The sequence below is a fragment of the Thalassovita mangrovi genome, from assembly GCF_009857745.1.
GTDB classification, from domain to species: domain Bacteria; phylum Pseudomonadota; class Alphaproteobacteria; order Rhodobacterales; family Rhodobacteraceae; genus Thalassobius; species Thalassobius mangrovi.
In genome coordinates this window covers 192,666-211,118 of record NZ_WWEN01000002.1, presented here as the reverse complement: position 1 = coordinate 211,118, position 18,453 = coordinate 192,666, and the positions used below count along the sequence as shown (strand labels likewise).

Here is an 18,453-nt window from a genome sequence, read left to right as displayed (position 1 = left end):
TTGAAATCGATAGGGCTTTGCGCCGGACCGGCTTCGGCCCGCGGTGAATTTTACGCGACCCGGCATCCTGTGACGCGCCGGGGCCCGAGGCGCGCCATGAAGCCTCAGCCCGCCAGCACCCGCACGGTCAGGTTTTCCGGCGTCAGCTGGTCGAAGCTGACGCCCAGCAGATGCAGGAATTCGATATCCTCGGCGACCAGGGTGATGCCGCCGCCATCGGCGTCTTCCACCGCCGAGATTTCGTCGAAATCGAATTCCAGCCCGCCGATCAGGGTGATGCGGACGGTTTCGTTTTCGGGATCGAAATCGGTGATGGTGACGGTTTCGGCATCGCTGCTGTCCTGCACCAGCCGCGGGTCCTGGTTGACGCAGACGCAGAACCGGTCGGCGCCTTCGCCGCCTGTCACGATATCGCCGTCGTCGCTGCGGATGAAATCGTCGCCGGCACCGCCGTTCAGCGTGTCGGGGGCGTCCGCCAGCGGATTGCGGTCTTCGTCGAACTGCAGGTCGCGGGCGACGATCCGGTCGTCGCCGTCGCCGCCATCGATCCGGTCCGCCCCCTGGTAGGAGGTCAGCAGGTCGCGGCCGTCGCCGCCCGAAACGGTATCGTTGTCATCCGCCGCCAGGTCGTGATCCAGCAGGTTGTCGAGCCAGCGATCGTCGCCTTCGCCCAGATCGATCAGGTCGTTGCCGCCGCCCGCCGTCACCGTGTCTTCACCGTCATCGGTGGTGATCTGGTCATCGCCATCGCCGGTCTTGACCCGGTCGTTACCGGCGCCGCCGTCGATGATATTGTCGCCACTGTCCGCCTCCAGCAGGTCGTCGCCGTCGCCGCCATCGATCGTGTCGTCGCCACCGCCGCCGTTCAGGTCGTCATTGCCGGCACCGCCGAAGATCAGGTCGTTGCCATCGCCGGAATCGATCGAATCCGCGCCCTCGGCAGCCTGGATTTCGTTATTGCCGTCGCCGGTGCGGATCACATCGTCGCCTTCGTGGGCAAAGATCGTCAGGTCGTTGTCATTGCCCATCGCGAGGAACCGGTCGTCTTCTTCGGTGCCGGTGAAATTGTCGTCTTCGTCGGGATCGGTCCCGTCCGCGGCTCCGAAATCGACCAGCAGAATCCCAAGCAGCAGCGGCAATACGGTCAAGGCGAACATGGCAGCGCTCTCTCTTATAAAAGTAGAAATATAAAATTTGTGATTAATCGGAATTTCTTAAGCAGGCGTGAATCGGGAACGAAATTCGAACATGTACGCAAAAACGCGGCCCCGGAGGACCGGGGCCGCGTCTGATTGCGGTTCAGTTGTGAGCGGGAAGGGGGGTGTCGGGCCGCCTTATTCCGCCGCTTTCAGCTTCTGTCCGGGGCCGCTTTTGCCGCTGTCCGGGGCATCGAACGGGTCCGGCATGTCATCATCCCAGATGATTTCCGGCGCCTTCAGCTTGCGTGCCGCGCGGGCCAGCGCCAGGTCGCGGGCGGCGCGGCTGGCGCGGCCCATCGACAGCGCCGCCAGCGCCCGTGCGATCCAGCGCAGATAGGTGTTGAACCAAACCCGGATCGCCAGCATCGCCGGGGTGAAGACCAGCGTCAGCACCGTGGCGATGCCCAGCCCGAACACCACCGCCGTGGCCAGCTGTTTCCACCACAAAGCGGTCGGGCTGTCGATGCTGTAGCCGCCCTGGATGAAATCCAGCGACAGGCCGAACATCATCGGCGCCAGACCGGCCATCGTGGTCACCGTGGTCAGCAGCACCGGGCGAATCCGGTCCTCGGCGGTTTTCACGATCGCTTCGATCCGCGGCATGTAGGCGGAATATTCCTGATAGGTGTCGATCAGGACGATATTGTTGTTCACCACGATCCCGGCCAGCGCCACCACCCCGGTGCCGGTCATGATGATCGAAAAGGTCTGATCCATCACCAGCATGCCGATCAGCACCCCGGCGGTGGACAGCACTACCGCCAGCAGCACCAGTGCCGAGTTGTAGAAGCTGTTGAACTGCGCCAGCAGGATGATGAACATCAGCGCCAAGGCCGCGCCGAAGGCGGTGCCGAGGAAGGCCTGGCTTTCCGCTTGATCGTCCTGGTCGCCGGTCCATTCCCATGTGATGCCGGCGGGCAGCGGATCGGTGTTCAGCCATTTGGTCAGGGTTTCGATCCGTTCATTGGCGTTGATCGGCTCGGTCACCTCGTTGCCGCTGTCATCGGTCGTTGTCTTGGTCAGACCGGCAGTCACCGCCGCCTTGACGTCGAAATAACGCTTCTGGTCGACCCGGCTGATCGTCGCCAGTTTCGGCACCGGCTGGCGGGTGACGAAATTGGCCAGCGGCACCAACCCGTCGCTGGTGCGCACCTTCAGCGTGTCCAGCGTCGACAGCACCCGGTCCTTTTCCGGCAGCCGCACGCGGATGTCGATTTCCTCGTCCGAGCTTTCCACCCGCATCGTATCGAGCAGGATGCCGCGGGTGACCAGCTGCACCATCGCGCCCACCGTCGCCACGTCGGCGCCGTAGCGGCCGGCCTTTTCCACGTCCACGTCGATCTGCCAGTCGATGCCGGGCAGGGGCAGGGTGTCCTCGATCAGGTCCAGCCCCTCGGTCTGTTCGAACCGGGTGCGGGCGAGGTCGGTGGCGGTCTTCAGGTCGTCCCAATTGTCGCCCTTCAGCCGCAGATGCACCGGCTTGGCCGAGGCCGGGCCGCGCGCCTGGGCGAGGATTTCGATCTTGATGCCGGGGATCTGTTCCAGCGCCTGGGTCAGTTCCTTCAGGATGATATCGCCGTCCAGATCGGGCCGGCCCGAGCGGTCTTCCCACGGAATGGTTTCCAGCTGGATTTGCCCGATCGTGTCGACCGGCGGCTGCGCCCCGCCGGTGTTGTTCTTCAGCCCGCCTTCGCCGGCGAAGGAAAAGGCGTTCAGCACGCCGGGATGGGCCAGCACGATGTCTTCGGCCTGCTGCACCAGCGCGTCCTTTTCGGTCAGCGACAGGTTGCCGCGCGCGCGGACATAGACGATCGCCTGTTCCGGTTCGGATTCGACGAAGAATTCGGTGCCCTTGTTGTGTTCGCCGTAGTAGCTGAAGACGTTCATCACCACGAAGCCCACCGCCACGACGGCGACCAGCGGCATCACCGGGTTGCCGACGATGGCCTTGATCACCCAGCCGAAACCGGTGCGGCGATGGCCGACCCTGATCTTGCGCCGGCCCCACTGGATTTCAGCGGCCTGCAGCGTGACCGAGGCGGCGAAGGCGCCCAGGATGAAGATCACCCCGCCCACAAACAGCGATGCGAGTCCCGCATCGCCCAGTTGGAACAGGTAGTTCGGGTTCAGCACCTGCATCGCGCCGGAGAACATGACCAGCATCGCCACCGGCACCAGCGCCGCGCGCACCACCCAGGGCAGCTTGCGCTTGAGGAACTCGGACATCTGGTGGAACTTGCGGCTCAGCCGCCCCGACACCCCGCCCATCACCGGCAGGTAGATCAGCGCCACCACCAGCGACGCCGTCAGCACGAAGATCAGCGTGATCGGCAGCATCCCCATGAATTCGCCCGCCACGCCGGGCCAGAACAGCATCGGCAGGAAGGCGCAAAGCGTGGTCGCGGTGGAGCTGACCACCGGCCAGAACATCCGCTTGGCGGCCTCGACATAGGCGTGCATCGGGCCGACGCCGTCATTGATCCGCTTGTCGGCATATTCCACCACCACGATGGCACCGTCGACCAGCATCCCGACCGCCAGGATCAGGCCGAACATCACGATATTGGAAATCGTCACGCCCATCGCCGCCAGCAGCAGGAAACACAGAAGGAAGGAGGTCGGGATCGCGAAGCCCACCAGCAGCGCGGCGCGGCTGCCAAGCGAGGCCAGCACCACGATCATCACCAGCGCGATGGCGGTCAGGACCGAGCCTTCCAGCTGGCTGACCATCGATCCCACGACGCGGCCCTGGTCGTTCGAGGTGCCAAGCCGCACCGCCGCCTTCAGGTCCTCGGGCCAGTCTTCGCGCGCGGTTTCCAGTTCGGCCTTCACCTCGTCGATCGTGTCGAGAAGGTTGAACCCCTTGCGCTTGACCACCTGCAGCGCCACCGTCGGCACGCTGTTGAACCGGGCGGTGCCGGTGCGGTCTTCGAAGGTCAGCCGGATATCGGCCAGGTCGCCCAGGGTAACGACGCGCTGGCCGTTGATCTTCACGGGCAGCGAATAGATGTCGCGCGGTTCGTCGAAGGAGGACGGGATCTTGACCGAAAAGGTGCCCTGTTCGGTTTCCACCTCGCCGGCGGCGACCAGCATGTTGTTGTTGGTCACCACGCTGATCAGTTCCTGCGCGGTGACGTTGTAGGATTCCAGCCGCAGCGGATCGATCACCACTTCGACCATTTCATCGCGATTGCCCGCGATGCCCGCTTCCAGAACCGAGTCGAGAGATTCCAGCCGGTCCTGCAGGTCCTTGGCGACCCGGTACATGGTGCGTTCGGGCACGTCGCCGGTCAGGTTGACGATCAGGATCGGGAATTCCGAGAAGTTGATTTCGTTGACCGAATATTTATCGGCCCCGGCCGGGAACTGGCCTTCGGCGGTGGACATGGCGTCGCGCACATCGGCCATCACCCGGGTCTTGTCCCAGCCGAATTCGAATTCCAGCGCCACCCCGGCATAGCCTTCGGACGCGGTCGAGGACATGGTCTTCAGCCCGTCGAGGCCCGCCAGTTCGGTTTCCATCGGCTTGACCAGCAGGGTTTCGGAATCTTCCGCCGAAATGCCGGGGAAGGGGACCGACACGAAAAGCGCCGGGATCTCGATATCCGGTTCGCCTTCCTTGGGCAGGCCGAAATAGGCATATCCCCCCGCCAGCAGCGACAGCAGGATGAAGGCCATCACCATCCGCGCGCGGGCGGCGGCCCAGTCGACGATACCGGTCATTGGCCCAGCTCCTGGTAGGTCGGTTCGACCTTGACGCCATCGACCACGTATTCCTGACCCACCACGATCACGTCGGCGCTCTCACCCAACCCGGTGATCCAGACCCCGGCAGCGGTGTCGCGCACCAGCGTGACCGGCATGAAGGCGACGATATTGCCCTCGGCCACGACGCGCACGCCAAGATGGCCGTCATCGTCCAACGTCAGCGCCGATTGCGGCAGCAGATGCGCCATGGTCCCGGCCGAGGCGATCAGGATCTCGGCGGTCTGGCCGTCGCGGATGCTCATGTCGCCGTTGGCGACCTCGATATCGACGCGGAAGGTGCGGGTCTGCGGATCGGCCGAGCGCGACAGGAAGGTCACCTGGCCGCGCACTTCGCGCCCGTCGCTCAGCCGCGCACCGGCGGGGCTGCCCAGCGACACCCGGCCGACCTGGGTTTCGGGCACGTAACCCACCACCTTGATCGGGTCGAGCTGGATCACCGTGGCGCAGACCGATCCAGCGCTCAGCAGGCTGCCCAGTTCGGCGGTGTCGCTTTCCAGCAGACCGGCGAAGGGCGCGCTGATGCTCAGCCGTTCGATTTCCTTTTCCGCCGCCGCGACGTTGGATTCGGCGGCGCGAATGCCCGCCTGCGCCGCTTCAAGCCCGGAAAGCGCCGATTCCACCGCCGCCTCGGCCGCTTTCACCGCCGCCTGGGTCGAAGCGACCCGGGTGGTGGAGGCATAGCCGTCTTTTGAGAGTTCCGAGGCGACCTTGTCATTGATCAGCGCCTCGTCCAGCTGCGCCTGCGCCTTTTTCAGCTGCGCGTCGGCCTGGGGCACCTGCGCATTGGCATTGGCCAGCTGCGCCTGGGCATTGGCCAGGACCGCGGGCCGGGTGCCGGGATCGAGAATGCACAGTTTCTGCCCCGCCTGCACGAAGCTGCCCTTGCGCAGCGGATCGGAAATCACCTGGGCGGTGGTTTCGGCGCGGACATCGACCTGGCGGGCGGCTTCGGTTTCGCCGCGCAACACCACCGCGCTGTCGATTTCGCGGCTTTGCGAGCGCTGGACCACGACCTTCATGACCGGTTTTGCATCGGCATCCTCTACCGCGGGCACGGGGTCTTCGCCGGCCTGAACGGTCTGTCCGGCGTCACCCACGGCAAAGGCGATCAGGGCCTCGCGCTTCATTACCAGCAGGAACAGAACGACCGTCACCAGAATTGCGGTCAGAATCGGTACAATACGCATTCGAGGTCCTTAACTATGCAAGCATTTGAAATGTCGAAACTGGGGCTTTTACGGCAAATTACAACCCGGTTCGGAGGGTTCTGAACGGATCGGTTCAGTTTTTACGCGGGTGGCCGCCCGGGCGCAAGCCGATAGGCGGTCGCAAGAACGTGTCTTTTGCGCACCCTTGGCAGGCCCGGAGCTTCGGGGTAAGAGGGGGAAAATCAAGGGGGCACGGTTGTGAGCGATACCGACAGTTTTATCGAGGAAGTGACCGAGGAAGTACGCCGTGACCGGCTGTTCGCGCTGATGCGCCGCTATGGCTGGATCGCGGTTCTGGCGGTTCTTCTGCTGGTCGGCGGCGCGGCCTGGAACGAATGGCGCAAGGCGCAGGACCTGGCCGCCGCGCAGGCGCTTGGCGACGGCATCGTCGCGGCGCTGGACCAGGACGATGCGGCCGCCCGCGCCGAAGCCCTGGCCGCGATCGGTTCGGAGCAGCCCAAGGGTGACATCGTCGTTTCGCTGCTGCGGGCCGCCGAACTGGAACAGGCCGGTGAAATCGCCGCCGCCGTCGGAATCCTCGACGCGCTGTCCTCCAATGGCGAAGCCGCGCCGATCTATCGCCAGCTGGCCGGGTTCAAATCGGTGCTGCTGCAGGCCGACACGCTGGCCGCCGATCAGCGGCGCCTGCGGCTGGAAGGGCTGATCCAGACCGGATCGACCCTGCGGCTTCTGGCCGAGGAACAACTGGCGCTGATCGACATTTCCGAAGACGCGCCGCAGGCGGCGATCGAACGGCTGCAGCGGATCATCGACGATGCCGAAGCCACGTCGGGCTTGCGTCGCCGCGCGTCGCAGTTGATTGTGGCGCTCGGGGGCGATACCGCCGCAACGACACAGACGAATTGAACCCGCCGCCTTGGTCGGCTTGGGGATAATGAGACAGAGGGCAGGATTGGTGAAACGCAGTTCTTTCGTTCTTGGTATGGCGGCGGTTTCGCTGCTGGCGGCCTGCACCGAAAAAGAAGTCATCCTGCCGGGCAAGCGTGAAGATATCCGCTCGATCCTGTCGGACGGCGCCGAGACCGGCGAGGTGCAAACCGCTGCCGTGACCCGCAGGCTGACCCTGCCGCGGGTGCATGACAATGCCAGCTGGACCCATCGCATCGGGTCGCCGAAATACCGCCCGACCCATCCCGCGCTTGCCGCCGCGCCCGCGCTGGTCTGGGCCGCCGATATCGGCATGGGCGACGGCAAGCGCAACCGCATCACCGCCGACCCGGTGGTCGATCAGGGCCGCGTGTTCACCCTGGATGCCCAGGCGCTGGTCACCGCGACCTCGACCGCGGGCGCGACGCTGTGGCGGACCGACCTGGCGCCGGAACGCGATCAGCCGGGCGACGCTTCGGGCGGCGGTCTGGCGATTGGCGCGGGCAAGCTCTTCGTGTCCTCGGGCTTCGGCACTCTGACCGCGATCGACCCGGCCAGCGGCAAGGTCCTGTGGCAGCAGAAACTGGGCGAAACCGGGTCCGGTGCGCCCACCGTTTACGGCGATCTGGTCTATCTGACCGGCGGCGACGATACCGCCTGGGCGCTGGAGGTCGAAACCGGCCGGGTGCGCTGGCAACTGTCGCAGGCGCCCGATATCAACAACGTGCTGGGCGCCTCGGCCCCGGCGGTGAACGACAAGTTCGTGGTCTTCGCCTATGGCGACGGCGCGCTGCACGGCGCTTTCCGCAAGGGCGGGCTGCGGCTGTGGTCGAGCTATGTATCCGGTCAGCGCCGGTTCAAGTCGATCGCCAAGGTCGGCGACATCACCGGCGATCCGGTGATTGATGGCAATACCGTCTATGTCGGGTCGCATTCGGGCCGTTTGGCGGCGCTGGACATCAACACCGGCAAACGCATCTGGACCGCCACCGAAGGCGCGATCAGCCCGGTCTGGCCGGTTGGCGGCTCGGTCTTCGCGCTGACCGATCAGAACGAACTGGTGCGGCTGGATGCCCGCGACGGCAGCCGGATCTGGGGCACGGCGCTGCCCAATTTCGTGAAATACCATCCGCGCAAGGCGTCCGAGGTCTATGCCCATTACGGCCCGATCCTGGCCGGCGGTCAGCTGGTGGTGGCCTCCAATGACGGGCTGCTGCGCTTCTTCGACCCGGCCAGCGGCAACCTGACCCGCACCGTCGAAGTGCCGGGCGGCGCGACCACCGCGCCGGTGGTGGCGGGCGGTACGCTTTACGTCGTCGGCACGAATGGTCAATTGTTCGCTTTCCGTTGACCGAAACTTGGTGTAACAGGGCGGCTTGATCCGTTTTGGAGCGTTAAATGAGCTTTACCCTCGCCATCGTGGGGCGCCCGAATGTGGGCAAATCCACCCTGTTCAACCGCCTGGTTGGCAAGCGCCTGGCCCTGGTCGACGACCAGCCGGGCGTGACCCGTGACCTGCGCGAAGGCGATGCCAAACTTGGCGATCTGCGCTTCACCGTGATCGACACCGCCGGTCTGGAAGACGCCACCGACGACAGCCTGCAGGGCCGGATGCGGCGGCTGACCGAACGCGCGGTGGACATGGCCGATATCTGCCTGTTCATGATCGACGCGCGGGTCGGCGTGACGCCGACCGACGAAATGTTCGCCGAAATCCTGCGCAAGCGCGCCAAGCACGTGATCCTCGGCGCCAACAAGGCCGAAGGCAAGGCCGCCGATGCGGGCGTGCTGGAAGCCTATGCCCTGGGGCTGGGCGAACCGTTGCGGATCTCGGCTGAACATGGCGAAGGCATGGATGAGCTGATGCATGTGCTGCGGCCGCTGGCCGAGGAATATGCCGCCAAGGCCGCCGAACACATGCCCGAAACCGACGTCACCCTGGACGAGGAAGAAGGCGAGGACGAGGAAGGCTATCGCAAGCCGACGCTCGACAAGCCCTTGCAGGTGGCCGTGATCGGCCGCCCCAATGCCGGTAAATCGACCCTGATCAACAAGATCCTCGGCGAGGACCGTCTGCTGACCGGGCCCGAGGCGGGGATCACCCGCGACGCGATTTCGCTGACCATCGACTGGGGCGGGCTGCCGGTGCGGATCTGGGACACCGCCGGCATGCGCAAGCGCGCCAAGGTGCAGGACAAGGTGGAAAAACTGTCCGTCTCCGACGGTCTGCGCGCGGTGAAATTCGCCGAGGTCGTGGTGCTGCTGCTGGATGCCGCTATCCCGTTCGAACAGCAGGATCTGCGCATCGCCGACCTGGCCGAACGCGAAGGCCGAGCCGTGGTCATCGCGGTGAACAAGTGGGATATCGAGGAACATAAGCAGGAAAAGCTGCGCGAGATGCGCGAAGCGTTCGAACGCCTGCTGCCGCAGCTGCGCGGCGCGCCGCTGGTCACCGTTTCGGCCAAGACCGGGCGCGGGCTGGACCGGCTGCAGGCGGCGGTGGAAAAGGCCTATGACGTGTGGAACCGCCGGGTATCGACCGCCAGGCTGAACCGCTGGCTGATCGGGATGCTGGAACAGCACCCGCCGCCGGCGCCGGGCGGGCGCCGAATCAAGCTGCGCTACATGACCCAGGCCAAGACCCGGCCGCCCGGATTCGTGGTGATGTGTTCGCATCCCGACAAGATCCCGGCCAGCTATTCGCGCTACCTGATCAACGGGCTGCGGGAAGATTTCGACATGCCCGGCACGCCGATCCGGCTGACCATGCGCGGGCAAAGCGACAAGAACCCCTATAAGGCCAAGCGGGAAAAGAAACCCGGCGCCCTGGGCAAGCACCTGACGAAAAAGCGCGGCCAGCCGCGCGGCTGACCCGCGTACAGGTCCTGTCGCGCAGGGGGTTGAGAAATATTCATCTCCGCTTACAGTTATTGCAACCGGCGCCGCCCGCGCCGGTTGTTTTGCATTGCAGACCTTCTATTTGGTCAAAAAACTGTTGTCTGTGTGATTTAGGGAGGCAGGTGTCCGCGCCGCACGAGGAAGGCCCCCGCATTATCGAACCTTGAGGAGAGCCATGTCTGTCAGGGATTACACCAAGAATTACATCGGAAAAGACAACCGCATCGCCGCGGCCAGCTATTTCGGAACCTTCGCCGTCTATTTCGCGACGCTCTGGGCAGCGATCCACTGGGCCGCGACCTGGTGGGCGGTGGTGCCTCTGGTGGTGCTCAACGCCTTTGCCGGGGTGCGGCTTTACGTGCTGCAGCACGATTGCGGCCATGCATCGCTGTTCGAGACCCGGCGGCAGAACGACCTGGCCGGCTATGGCCTGTCGGTCTTCACCCTGACGCCCTATTGGGCGATGCGGCACAATCACAATCTGCACCACGCCCATGTCGGCAATCTGGATTTCCGCGAAGACGGCGAAATCTACACGATGACGCTGGCCGAATGGAACCAGGCAGGCTTTGGCAAGCGGCTCTATTACCGGCTTTACCGCAACCCGTTCGTGCTGATGCTGGTGGGCGGCATCTTCGTCTATTTCCTGCGCTACCGCTGGCCCAAGAACACGCTGAAGGCGGGGATCGCCGGGGTGCTGGCGCATAACCTGGCGCTGGCGGCCTGGATCGGTGCGATCTGGCTGGCGGCGGGGGCGACCGGGCTGGCGGTCTGGGCGGCGACCGCCGTGGTGGCGGGCGTGATCGGCGTCTTCCTGGTCTATCTGCAGCACAATTTCGAAGACACCCACTGGGACCGGCGCCCCGATCTCGACCCGTCCGTCGCTGCGCTCAAGGGCTCCTCGGCGCTGGATCTGGGCTGGTGGTGGGACTTGGGCACCGGCAATATCGCCTATCACGACATCCACCATTACGATCCGCGCATCCCGTCCTACCGGTTGCGCAAATGCCACCGCGAAATCGGCCATGTGCTGGCGCCGCAGACCAATATCGTGAAATGGCCGCAGGCGATCGCGTCGTTCCGGCTGAAGCTCTGGGATGAGGACAAGGGTAAGCTGGTGCCGTTCCCGGGGGCCCGTCAGGCCAACCTGGCCACGGCCTGAGCCAGCGGTGCGGCCTTGCAGGCCGCGCAGGATGTGCTTCGCCCAGGGGCGAAGCGGAATGGGGGCGCTGCCCCCAAACCCCCGGAGTATTTGCACCAAGAAGAAGAGCAGGGCGCATCTGGTTTCTTCTTGGTGAAAATACTCTGGGGGATGAATTGGCCATAGGCCAAGAAGGGGGCAAGGCCCCCTTCAAACCGCCCGGAACGGGCTAAACCTGACTGCGCCTTGGCGCAGACAATCAGATCAGGTTGCCGCTTGCGTCCAGGGTGGACTTGCCGCCGAGATAGGGATGCAGCACATCGGGCAGGGTGACAGAGCCGTCTTCCTGCTGGCCGTTTTCCAGCACTGCGATCAGGCAGCGGCCGACCGCCAGGCCCGATCCGTTCAGCGTGTGGACGAATTCCGGCTTGCCGCCGCCCTCGGGACGGAAGCGGGCATTCATGCGGCGCGCCTGGAAGGCGCCGGTGGTCGAGACGCTGGAAATCTCGCGATAGGTGTTCTGGCCGGGCAGCCAGGCCTCGATGTCATAGGTGCGGCGCGCGCCGAAGCCCATGTCGCCGGTGCACAGCACCACCGTGCGGTAGGGGATGCCGAGCTTTTCCAGCAGCCCCTCGGCACAGCGCAGCATGCGCTTTTGCTCGGCGTCGCTTTCATCGGGATGGGTGATCGACACCATTTCGACCTTTTCGAACTGGTGCTGGCGCAGCATGCCGGCGGTGTCCTTGCCCGCCGACCCGGCTTCGGAGCGGAAGCACTGGGTATGCGCGGTCATCCGGATCGGCAGTTGTGCGGCTTCCAGGATGTCGCCCGCCACCGAATAGGTCAGCGTCACTTCCGAGGTCGGGATCAGCCACCAGCCATTGGTGGTCTGATAGCTGTCATCGCCGAATTTCGGCAGCTTATCGGTGCCATACATCGCCTCGTCGCGCACCAGCACCGGGGTCTGGGTTTCGGTCAGGCCGTTTTCGTCCACATGGGTGTCGAGCATGAACTGCGCCAGCGCCCGGTGGATGCGCGCCAGCGCGCCCTTCAGCACCACGAAGCGCGCGCCCGAGAGCTTGGCCGCGGTTTCGAAATCCATCGACGGCGCGACGGCTGCGATTTCGTAATGTTCCTTCGCGGCGAAATCGAACGTGCGCGGGGTGCCCCAGCGGTTCACCTCGACATTGTCGTTTTCGTCGGCGCCTTCGGGCACGTCATCGGCGGGCAGGTTGGCGATGCGCGCCAGCATGTCGGTGAGCTTGAGGTCCAGTTCCTTGGCCTCGGCCTGCATCGCTGCGACCTCGTCCTTCTTGGCGGCCACCTCGGCGCGCAGCCGTTCGAATTCGGCCTCGTCGCCCTTGGCCTTCGCCGCGCCGATCGCCTTGGAGGCCTTGTTCTGCTCGGCCTGGGCGGATTCGGCGGCCAGGATCTTGGCGCGGCGCGCCTCGTCCAGCGCCAGCAACTCGGCCGACATCGGTGCATCGCCCCGGCGGGCAAGCGCGGCGTCGAAGGCCGCCGGGTTTTCGCGGATGGCGCGGATGTCATGCATGAGGAGGGCTCCGGGTTGGCTGAGTCGATTGTTCGCCGAGGTTATTGCCTATTTTGCGCGGCTTGCAAACCGGTTCGGGGGCGCGGCGCCGGTCGGATTCGGCAAAGGGCGGGCCGCGGGGATGGGACACGAACCCGGCAACGCGGCAAGCGCCGCCGCCGTTTACCCGGACGCCAATGCCGAGGTGCCTTGCAAAACCCAACAACGGCACATAGTTTCCGGGTCGAAATCGCAGGGGATGCCCCTGACCCAAAACAAAGGATGCACTTGATGGAATCCATCGGCCAGTTCGTACCCCTGATCCTGATCTTCGTGATCATGTATTTCCTGCTGATCCGCCCGCAGCAGAAGAAGATGAAAGACCACCAGGCCATGGTCGGCGCGCTGCGCCGGGGCGATCAGGTGGTGACCCAGGGCGGTCTGATCGGCAAGGTGTCCAAGGTCAAGGACGACAACGAGGTCGAGGTCGAGCTGGCCGAGGGCGTCAAGGTCCGCGTCGTCAAGTCGACCATCGCCCAGGTGGTGAGCAAGACCGAACCGGCCGCCGAATCCTGATTTTTCCCGGCCCCTACAGGGGCTGAAAAGCGAAAGCTGCACATATGCTACAGATTGATCTGTGGAAGCGCGTGGTGATCTGGGGGCTTTGCGCCCTCGGGTTGCTGCTGGCGCTTCCCAATGCCTTTTACACACGGGTGGAAACCAGCAACGATGCCGTCATGGCCCTTGAATCGGGCGCGTCCGGCGGCGGGCTGGAAGAACAGGCGGGACTCTGGCCCGCCTTTTTGCCGTCCGGGCTGGTCAATCTGGGGCTCGACCTGCGCGGCGGGGCGCATCTGCTGGCCGAAGTGCAGGTCGCGGATGTCTACGAGGCCCGGCTGCAGGCGATGTGGCCCGAGGTACGCGATCTTCTGCGCGAGGAACGCGATGAAATCGGCACCATCCGGCTGCAGAAAACCCAAGGCGCGGAACTGCGCATCCGGCTGAACCAGCATCCCGACAAGGCCGCGCGCGCCGCCGAACTGGTGCGCGGGCTGGCCCGCCCGGTGGTCAGCCTGACCGGGGCAGGGGCCAACGATATCGAGGTCACCGTCGACGGCGCCGATATCGTCGTCACCCTGAGCGAGGCCGAACGCCTTGCGACGGACGAGCGCACGGTCAAGCAGTCGCTGGAAATCATCAATCGCCGGATCGACGAGGTCGGAACCCGCGAACCCACCATCCAGCGCCAGGGCGCCGACCGGATCCTGATCCAGGTGCCCGGCATCGGATCGGCGGCCGAACTGAAGGACATCATCGGCACCACCGCGCAGCTGTCGTTCCAGCCGGTCGTCACCCGCACCGGCAATGCCGACATGCCGCCGGGCGCGGGCAACGAATTGCTGCCCTCGCTGGATGACGAAGGCGTCTATTACGTGCTGGAACAGGCCCCCGTCGTTACCGGCGAGGAACTGGTCGATGCGCAGCCGTCCTTCGATCAGAACGGCCGCCCGGCGGTGACCTTCCGCTTCAACACTTCCGGCGCGCGTAAGTTCGGCGATTACACCGCCGAAAACATCGGCAATCCCTTCGCCATCGTGCTGGATGACGAAGTGATCAGCGCCCCGGTCATCCAGGCCCATATCGGCGGCGGATCGGGTATCATCACCGGCAATTTCACCGTCGAGGAAAGCACCAACCTGGCCGTCCTGCTGCGCGCGGGCGCGCTGCCGGCGGGGCTGAAATTCCTCGAAGAGCGCACCATCGGCCCGGAACTGGGCGCCGACAGCATCGAGGCTGGCAAGATCGCCTGTATCGTCGCCTTCGCCGCCGTGCTGGTCTTCATGGTGCTGAGCTACGGATTGTTCGGCGTTTTCGCCAATATCGCGCTCTTGATCAACGTGGCGCTGATCTTCGGCGCGCTGTCGCTGATCGGCGGTACGCTGACCCTGCCGGGGATCGCGGGGATCGTGCTGACCATCGGTATGGCGGTGGACGCCAACGTTCTGGTGTTCGAGCGTATCCGCGAGGAATTGCGCACCGCCAAGGGGCCGGCCCGCGCGATCGAGCTGGGCTACGACCGGGCGCTGTCGGCGATCATCGACGCCAACATCACCACTTTCATCATCTCGGTGATCCTGTTCGCCCTGGGCTCCGGCCCGGTGCGCGGCTTCGCTATCACGCTGGGCCTGGGTATCATCACCTCGGTCTTCACCGCGATCTTCGTCACACGTCTGCTGATCGTGATGTGGTTCGAACGCCGCCGTCCCAAAACGATTGAGGTCTGACATGCGCCTGAGATTTTTCCGCGAAGTCCCGAATTTCGATTTCTTCCGCTGGCAATGGGCGACCCTGGGCTTGTCGGGCGTTCTGGTCGTGTTGTCGCTGGTCGCCTGGGGGATGATCGGGCTGAACTTCGGCATCGATTTCCGAGGCGGCACGATGATCCGGACCCAGTCGTCCCAGGCCGTCGATGTCGGGCAATACCGTCAGGCGCTGGCCCCGCTGGAGCTGGGCGACGTGTCGATCGCCGAGGTGTTCGATCCGACCTTCGCCGAGGATCAGCACGTGGCGATGATCCGCATCCAGTCCCAGGACGGGCAGGAAAGCGTCAATCAGGACACCATCGCCCAGATCGAGGCCGCGCTGCAGGGGGTGGACGACACCATCAGCTTCCCGCTGGTCGAATCCGTGGGCCCGAAAGTGTCGGGCGAACTGATCTGGACCGCCGTGCTGGCGGTGGGGGCGTCGCTGGCGGCGATCCTGTTCTATATCTGGCTGCGGTTCGAATGGCAGTTCTCGGTCGGCGCCGTCGCGGCGCTGGCGCATGACGTGATCGTGACCATCGGCATCTTCTCGGTGCTGCAGATCCGCTTCGACCTGGCTACCATCGCGGCGCTGCTGACCATCATCGGTTATTCGATCAACGACACGGTGGTGATCTTCGACCGGCTGCGCGAAAACCTGGTCAAGTTCAAGACCACGCCGCTGCGCGACCTGATGAACCTGACCGCCAACGAAACCCTGAGCCGGACCCTGATGACCTCGGGCACCACGCTTTTGGCGCTGATCGCCATGCTGGTGCTGGGCGGCGACGTGATCCGCGGCTTCATCTTCGCCATCACCTGGGGCGTCGTGGTGGGGACCTATTCCTCGGTCTACGTCGCCAAGAACATCGTCCTGATGCTGGGGGTGAAGCGCGACTGGTCGAAGCCCGACAACAACCAGGGCAACCAGTTCGCCAACGTAGATGCCTGAGGCCATTTCCGAGCTTCTGGCCTATGACGGCCTGGGCTGGCTGATCTTCGGCGTCTTCCTGGCCGGCACCGTGCGGGGCTTTACCGGCTTCGGCACGGCGCTGGTCTATCTGCCGATCGCCGGGCAGTTCATGTCGCCGGTCTGGGCGCTGACCACGCTGGTGCTGATGGAGGCGGTGGGGCCGTTGCCCAACACGCCCTCTGCCTTCCGCACCGCGCGGCTGGACCAGGTGCGGCGGATGCTGATCGGGGCGACGATCGCGCTGCCTTTGGGCCTGCTGATCCTGTTCGCGATGAAGCCCGAACTGTTCCGCTATGGCGTTTGCGTGCTGACCCTGACCGTGCCGCTGTTGCTGGCGGGCGGGGTACGGCTGCGCCGCGATATCGGCCCGGGGCTGCAATATGGCGCGGGTACCCTGTCGGGATTCCTGGGCGGGGTGGCGGGCGTGCCCGGACCACCGGTGATCCTGCTTTACATGGCGTCGAGCGAACCGGCGCGGGTGATCCGCGCCAATATCATGCTCTACCTGATCATCTTCGATTTCGCGGTGATCGCGATGCTGGCGCTGCAGGACAAGATGGAACTGACGCCGGTGCTGCTGGGCGTGCTGCTGATCGTGCCGAACCTGCTGGGCAATCTGGCCGGGGCGGCTATGTTCCACCCCGACCGGCAGCGGCTCTACCGGGTGGCGGGATATGGTATCACCATGATGTCGGGCCTGTCGGGCCTGCCGATCTGGGACTGAGCGGCCTGAGACTGAAAGGAAAAGCGATGCAGCTGACCGAGGTGACATTCGACGACGCGGTGCCGGTGGACGGCTACGGCCCGGGGTTTTTCCGGGTCGGCGGGCAGGTCCTGCACGGCGCTGTGATCGTGACGCCCGACAAGGCGCGGGTCTGGGCCGGGCTGGAGGACGATGGCGCAGCGCTGCTGGCGCTGGCGGGCGAGGTCGACGTGATCTTCGTCGGCATGGGACCCGAGATCGCTTTCCTGCCGTCCGAGCTGCGCCAGCGGCTGGAGGCGGCGGGGATCGGGGTCGAGGTGATGAATTCGCCCTCGGCCTGCCGGACCTATAACGTGCTGGTGTCGGAGGGGCGCCGCGTCGCCTTGGCGGCGCTGCCGGTTTGAACCGGCGCATCGGTGGGGGCGCTGCCCCCACACCCCCGGGATATTTGTGAACAGAAGAAGCGGGATGGGCGCGCATGGCGCAGTGCCGCATCCCGTGCGATGGCGCTTTTCGTGGCGGCGTCAATGGGATAGGAGGGATGCATGGAATTGACTGTATCCGATCTTTCCGTCGCGCGCGGCGGCATCGCGGTGCTGGAGGGGGTGTCGTTCACCATCGCCAGCGGCGAGGCCCTGGTGCTGCGCGGGCCGAACGGCATCGGCAAGACGACGCTGTTGCGCACCGTGGCCGGGCTGCAGCCGCCGCTGAGCGGGGCGGTGGGGCTGGAACGCGACGCGATGGCCTATGCCGGCCATGCCGACGGCATCAAATCGGTGCTGAGCGTGCGCGAGAACCTGCAATTCTGGGCCGACGTGTTCGAGACCGGCAGCATCGACGCGGCGCTGGACGCCTTCGACCTGCGCGGGCTGGAGAACCGCGCCGCGGGCGGCTTGTCCGCCGGGCAGAAGCGGCGGCTGGGGCTGGCGCGGATGGTGGTGACCGGGCGGCCTGTCTGGGTGCTGGACGAACCGACCGTGTCTTTGGATGTGGCCTCGGTCGCGATGTTCGCCGACGCGGTGCGGGCGCATCTGGCGGGCGGCGGTCTGGCCTTGCTGGCGACCCATATCGATCTGGGCCTGGCCGAGGCGCGGGTGCTGGACGTGGAACCGTTCAAGGCGGTGCCGCCGCCGCTGGACGATTTTGACGGAGCTTTCCTGTGATTGCGCTTCTGACAAGGGATTTGCGGCTGGCGGTGCGCGCCGGTGGCGGCTTTGGCCTGGGGCTGGCCTTTTTCCTGATCGTGGTCGTGCTGGTGCCCTTCGGGGTCGGCCCCGAAAGCGGGCTGTTGTCGAAGATCGCGCCGGGGGTGTTGTGGCTGGGGGCGCTTCTGGCCTGCCTGTTGTCGCTGGACCGCATCCTGGCGCTCGATTGGGAGGACGGATCGCTGGACCTGCTGGCCACCGCGCCGCTGCCAATGGAGGCGATCGTCAGCATCAAGGCGCTGGCGCATTGGATCACCACCGGGTTGCCGCTGGTGCTGGCCGCGCCCGTCTTCGGGCTGCTGCTGAACCTGCCGGATGCCGGGTATGTGCCGCTGGTCATTTCGCTGCTGATCGGCACTCCGGCGCTGTCGGTGATCGGCACTTTCGGCGCGGCGCTGACGGTGGGGCTGAAACGTGGCGGGCTGCTGTTGAGCCTGCTGGTTCTGCCCCTATATGTGCCGACGTTGATCTTCGGCGCGGAAATGGCGCGGCGCGCGATCGAGGGGATGGAGGCGACCACGCCCTTGCTGATGCTGGCGGGGATTACCTGCGGCACCATCGCGCTGTTGCCTTTTGCCTCGGCTGCGGTACTGAGGGTGAACCTGCGCTGACGGGGATGTGACTTGCGCGCGGCGC

15 protein-coding genes are annotated in these 18,453 nt (G+C 65.2%); 11 read left to right on the top strand and 4 right to left on the bottom strand.

The features are described from left to right. Window positions 1-104 precede the first annotated feature (104 nt). From GR167_RS02795 to GR167_RS02785, 3 genes are all read right to left on the bottom strand, one after another. Window positions 105-1,157: a calcium-binding protein gene (locus GR167_RS02795; RefSeq protein ID WP_160971929.1), complete on the bottom strand. Its 1,053-nt coding sequence runs from the start codon at window positions 1,155-1,157 to the stop codon at window positions 105-107. Between the two features lie 177 nt (window positions 1,158-1,334). Continuing rightward, window positions 1,335-4,922 (bottom strand): efflux RND transporter permease subunit, encoded by a 3,588-nt coding sequence (locus GR167_RS02790; RefSeq protein ID WP_160971928.1) that lies wholly within the window; start codon window positions 4,920-4,922, stop codon window positions 1,335-1,337. Next, window positions 4,919-6,154, bottom strand: a complete 1,236-nt coding sequence (locus GR167_RS02785) for an efflux RND transporter periplasmic adaptor subunit (RefSeq protein WP_160971927.1) — start codon at window positions 6,152-6,154, stop codon at window positions 4,919-4,921. The genes GR167_RS02790 and GR167_RS02785 overlap by 4 nt, the downstream gene beginning before the upstream one ends. A gap of 219 nt (window positions 6,155-6,373) precedes the next feature. On the opposite strand from GR167_RS02785, the gene GR167_RS02780 reads away from it, so the two are divergent. The 4 genes from GR167_RS02780 (at window position 6,374) to GR167_RS02765 (ending at window position 11,123) form a co-directional block, all read left to right on the top strand. Continuing rightward, window positions 6,374-7,042 carry a tetratricopeptide repeat protein gene (locus GR167_RS02780; RefSeq protein WP_160971926.1) on the top strand — a complete coding sequence of 223 codons (669 nt, stop codon included), beginning with the start codon at window positions 6,374-6,376 and terminating at the stop codon, window positions 7,040-7,042. A gap of 49 nt (window positions 7,043-7,091) precedes the next feature. After that, window positions 7,092-8,414: a PQQ-like beta-propeller repeat protein gene (locus GR167_RS02775; RefSeq protein ID WP_370741234.1), complete on the top strand. Its 1,323-nt coding sequence runs from the start codon at window positions 7,092-7,094 to the stop codon at window positions 8,412-8,414. Window positions 8,415-8,461: 47 nt separating this feature from the next. Next, complete coding sequence (gene der, locus GR167_RS02770; RefSeq protein WP_160971924.1) at window positions 8,462-9,934, top strand: ribosome biogenesis GTPase Der; 1,473 nt, start codon at window positions 8,462-8,464, stop codon at window positions 9,932-9,934. A gap of 202 nt (window positions 9,935-10,136) precedes the next feature. Next, window positions 10,137-11,123: a fatty acid desaturase gene (locus GR167_RS02765; protein ID WP_160971923.1), complete on the top strand. Its 987-nt coding sequence runs from the start codon at window positions 10,137-10,139 to the stop codon at window positions 11,121-11,123. A 238-nt stretch (window positions 11,124-11,361) separates the two neighbouring features. Here the strand turns inward: GR167_RS02765 and serS are convergent, their stop codons facing one another. Then, window positions 11,362-12,654, bottom strand: coding sequence for a serine--tRNA ligase (serS, locus tag GR167_RS02760; RefSeq protein ID WP_160971922.1), 1,293 nt, complete (start codon window positions 12,652-12,654; stop codon window positions 11,362-11,364). A 270-nt stretch (window positions 12,655-12,924) separates the two neighbouring features. Between serS and yajC the strand changes: the two genes are divergently transcribed. The 7 genes from yajC (at window position 12,925) to ccmB (ending at window position 18,428) form a co-directional block, all read left to right on the top strand. Then, complete coding sequence (yajC, locus tag GR167_RS02755) at window positions 12,925-13,209, top strand: preprotein translocase subunit YajC (RefSeq protein WP_160971921.1); 285 nt, start codon at window positions 12,925-12,927, stop codon at window positions 13,207-13,209. A 44-nt stretch (window positions 13,210-13,253) separates the two neighbouring features. Beyond that, window positions 13,254-14,918, top strand: a complete 1,665-nt coding sequence (gene secD / locus GR167_RS02750) for a protein translocase subunit SecD (RefSeq protein WP_160971920.1) — start codon at window positions 13,254-13,256, stop codon at window positions 14,916-14,918. 1 nt (window position 14,919) lies between these two features. After that, on the top strand, window positions 14,920-15,888 hold the full coding sequence (gene secF, locus GR167_RS02745; RefSeq protein WP_160971919.1) for a protein translocase subunit SecF: 969 nt from the start codon (window positions 14,920-14,922) through the stop codon (window positions 15,886-15,888). Beyond that, on the top strand, window positions 15,881-16,633 hold the full coding sequence (locus GR167_RS02740) for a sulfite exporter TauE/SafE family protein (protein ID WP_160971918.1): 753 nt from the start codon (window positions 15,881-15,883) through the stop codon (window positions 16,631-16,633). The genes secF and GR167_RS02740 overlap by 8 nt, the downstream gene beginning before the upstream one ends. A gap of 26 nt (window positions 16,634-16,659) precedes the next feature. Then, window positions 16,660-17,016: an Mth938-like domain-containing protein gene (locus GR167_RS02735; RefSeq protein ID WP_160971917.1), complete on the top strand. Its 357-nt coding sequence runs from the start codon at window positions 16,660-16,662 to the stop codon at window positions 17,014-17,016. A gap of 141 nt (window positions 17,017-17,157) precedes the next feature. Then, window positions 17,158-17,775 carry a heme ABC exporter ATP-binding protein CcmA gene (gene ccmA, locus GR167_RS02730; protein WP_160971916.1) on the top strand — a complete coding sequence of 206 codons (618 nt, stop codon included), beginning with the start codon at window positions 17,158-17,160 and terminating at the stop codon, window positions 17,773-17,775. Further along, window positions 17,772-18,428: a heme exporter protein CcmB gene (ccmB, locus tag GR167_RS02725; RefSeq protein WP_160971915.1), complete on the top strand. Its 657-nt coding sequence runs from the start codon at window positions 17,772-17,774 to the stop codon at window positions 18,426-18,428. The genes ccmA and ccmB overlap by 4 nt, the downstream gene beginning before the upstream one ends. The last annotated feature ends 25 nt before the right edge of the window (window positions 18,429-18,453 follow it).

Excerpts from the sequence above, each read along its gene's own strand:
- GR167_RS02740 (WP_160971918.1), top strand. The coding sequence starts at position 15,881 with ATGCCTGAGGCCATTTCCGAGCTTCTGGCCTATGACGGCCTGGGCTGG.
- GR167_RS02735 (WP_160971917.1), top strand. The coding sequence starts at position 16,660 with ATGCAGCTGACCGAGGTGACATTCGACGACGCGGTGCCGGTGGACGGC.
- ccmA (WP_160971916.1), top strand. The coding sequence starts at position 17,158 with ATGGAATTGACTGTATCCGATCTTTCCGTCGCGCGCGGCGGCATCGCG.
- GR167_RS02765 (WP_160971923.1), top strand. The coding sequence starts at position 10,137 with ATGTCTGTCAGGGATTACACCAAGAATTACATCGGAAAAGACAACCGC.
- GR167_RS02785 (WP_160971927.1), bottom strand. The coding sequence starts at position 6,154 with ATGCGTATTGTACCGATTCTGACCGCAATTCTGGTGACGGTCGTTCTG.
- serS (WP_160971922.1), bottom strand. The coding sequence starts at position 12,654 with ATGCATGACATCCGCGCCATCCGCGAAAACCCGGCGGCCTTCGACGCC.
- secF (WP_160971919.1), top strand. The coding sequence starts at position 14,920 with ATGCGCCTGAGATTTTTCCGCGAAGTCCCGAATTTCGATTTCTTCCGC.
- GR167_RS02795 (WP_160971929.1), bottom strand. The coding sequence starts at position 1,157 with ATGTTCGCCTTGACCGTATTGCCGCTGCTGCTTGGGATTCTGCTGGTC.
- yajC (WP_160971921.1), top strand. The coding sequence starts at position 12,925 with ATGGAATCCATCGGCCAGTTCGTACCCCTGATCCTGATCTTCGTGATC.
- GR167_RS02790 (WP_160971928.1), bottom strand. The coding sequence starts at position 4,922 with ATGACCGGTATCGTCGACTGGGCCGCCGCCCGCGCGCGGATGGTGATG.
- secD (WP_160971920.1), top strand. The coding sequence starts at position 13,254 with ATGCTACAGATTGATCTGTGGAAGCGCGTGGTGATCTGGGGGCTTTGC.
- der (WP_160971924.1), top strand. The coding sequence starts at position 8,462 with ATGAGCTTTACCCTCGCCATCGTGGGGCGCCCGAATGTGGGCAAATCC.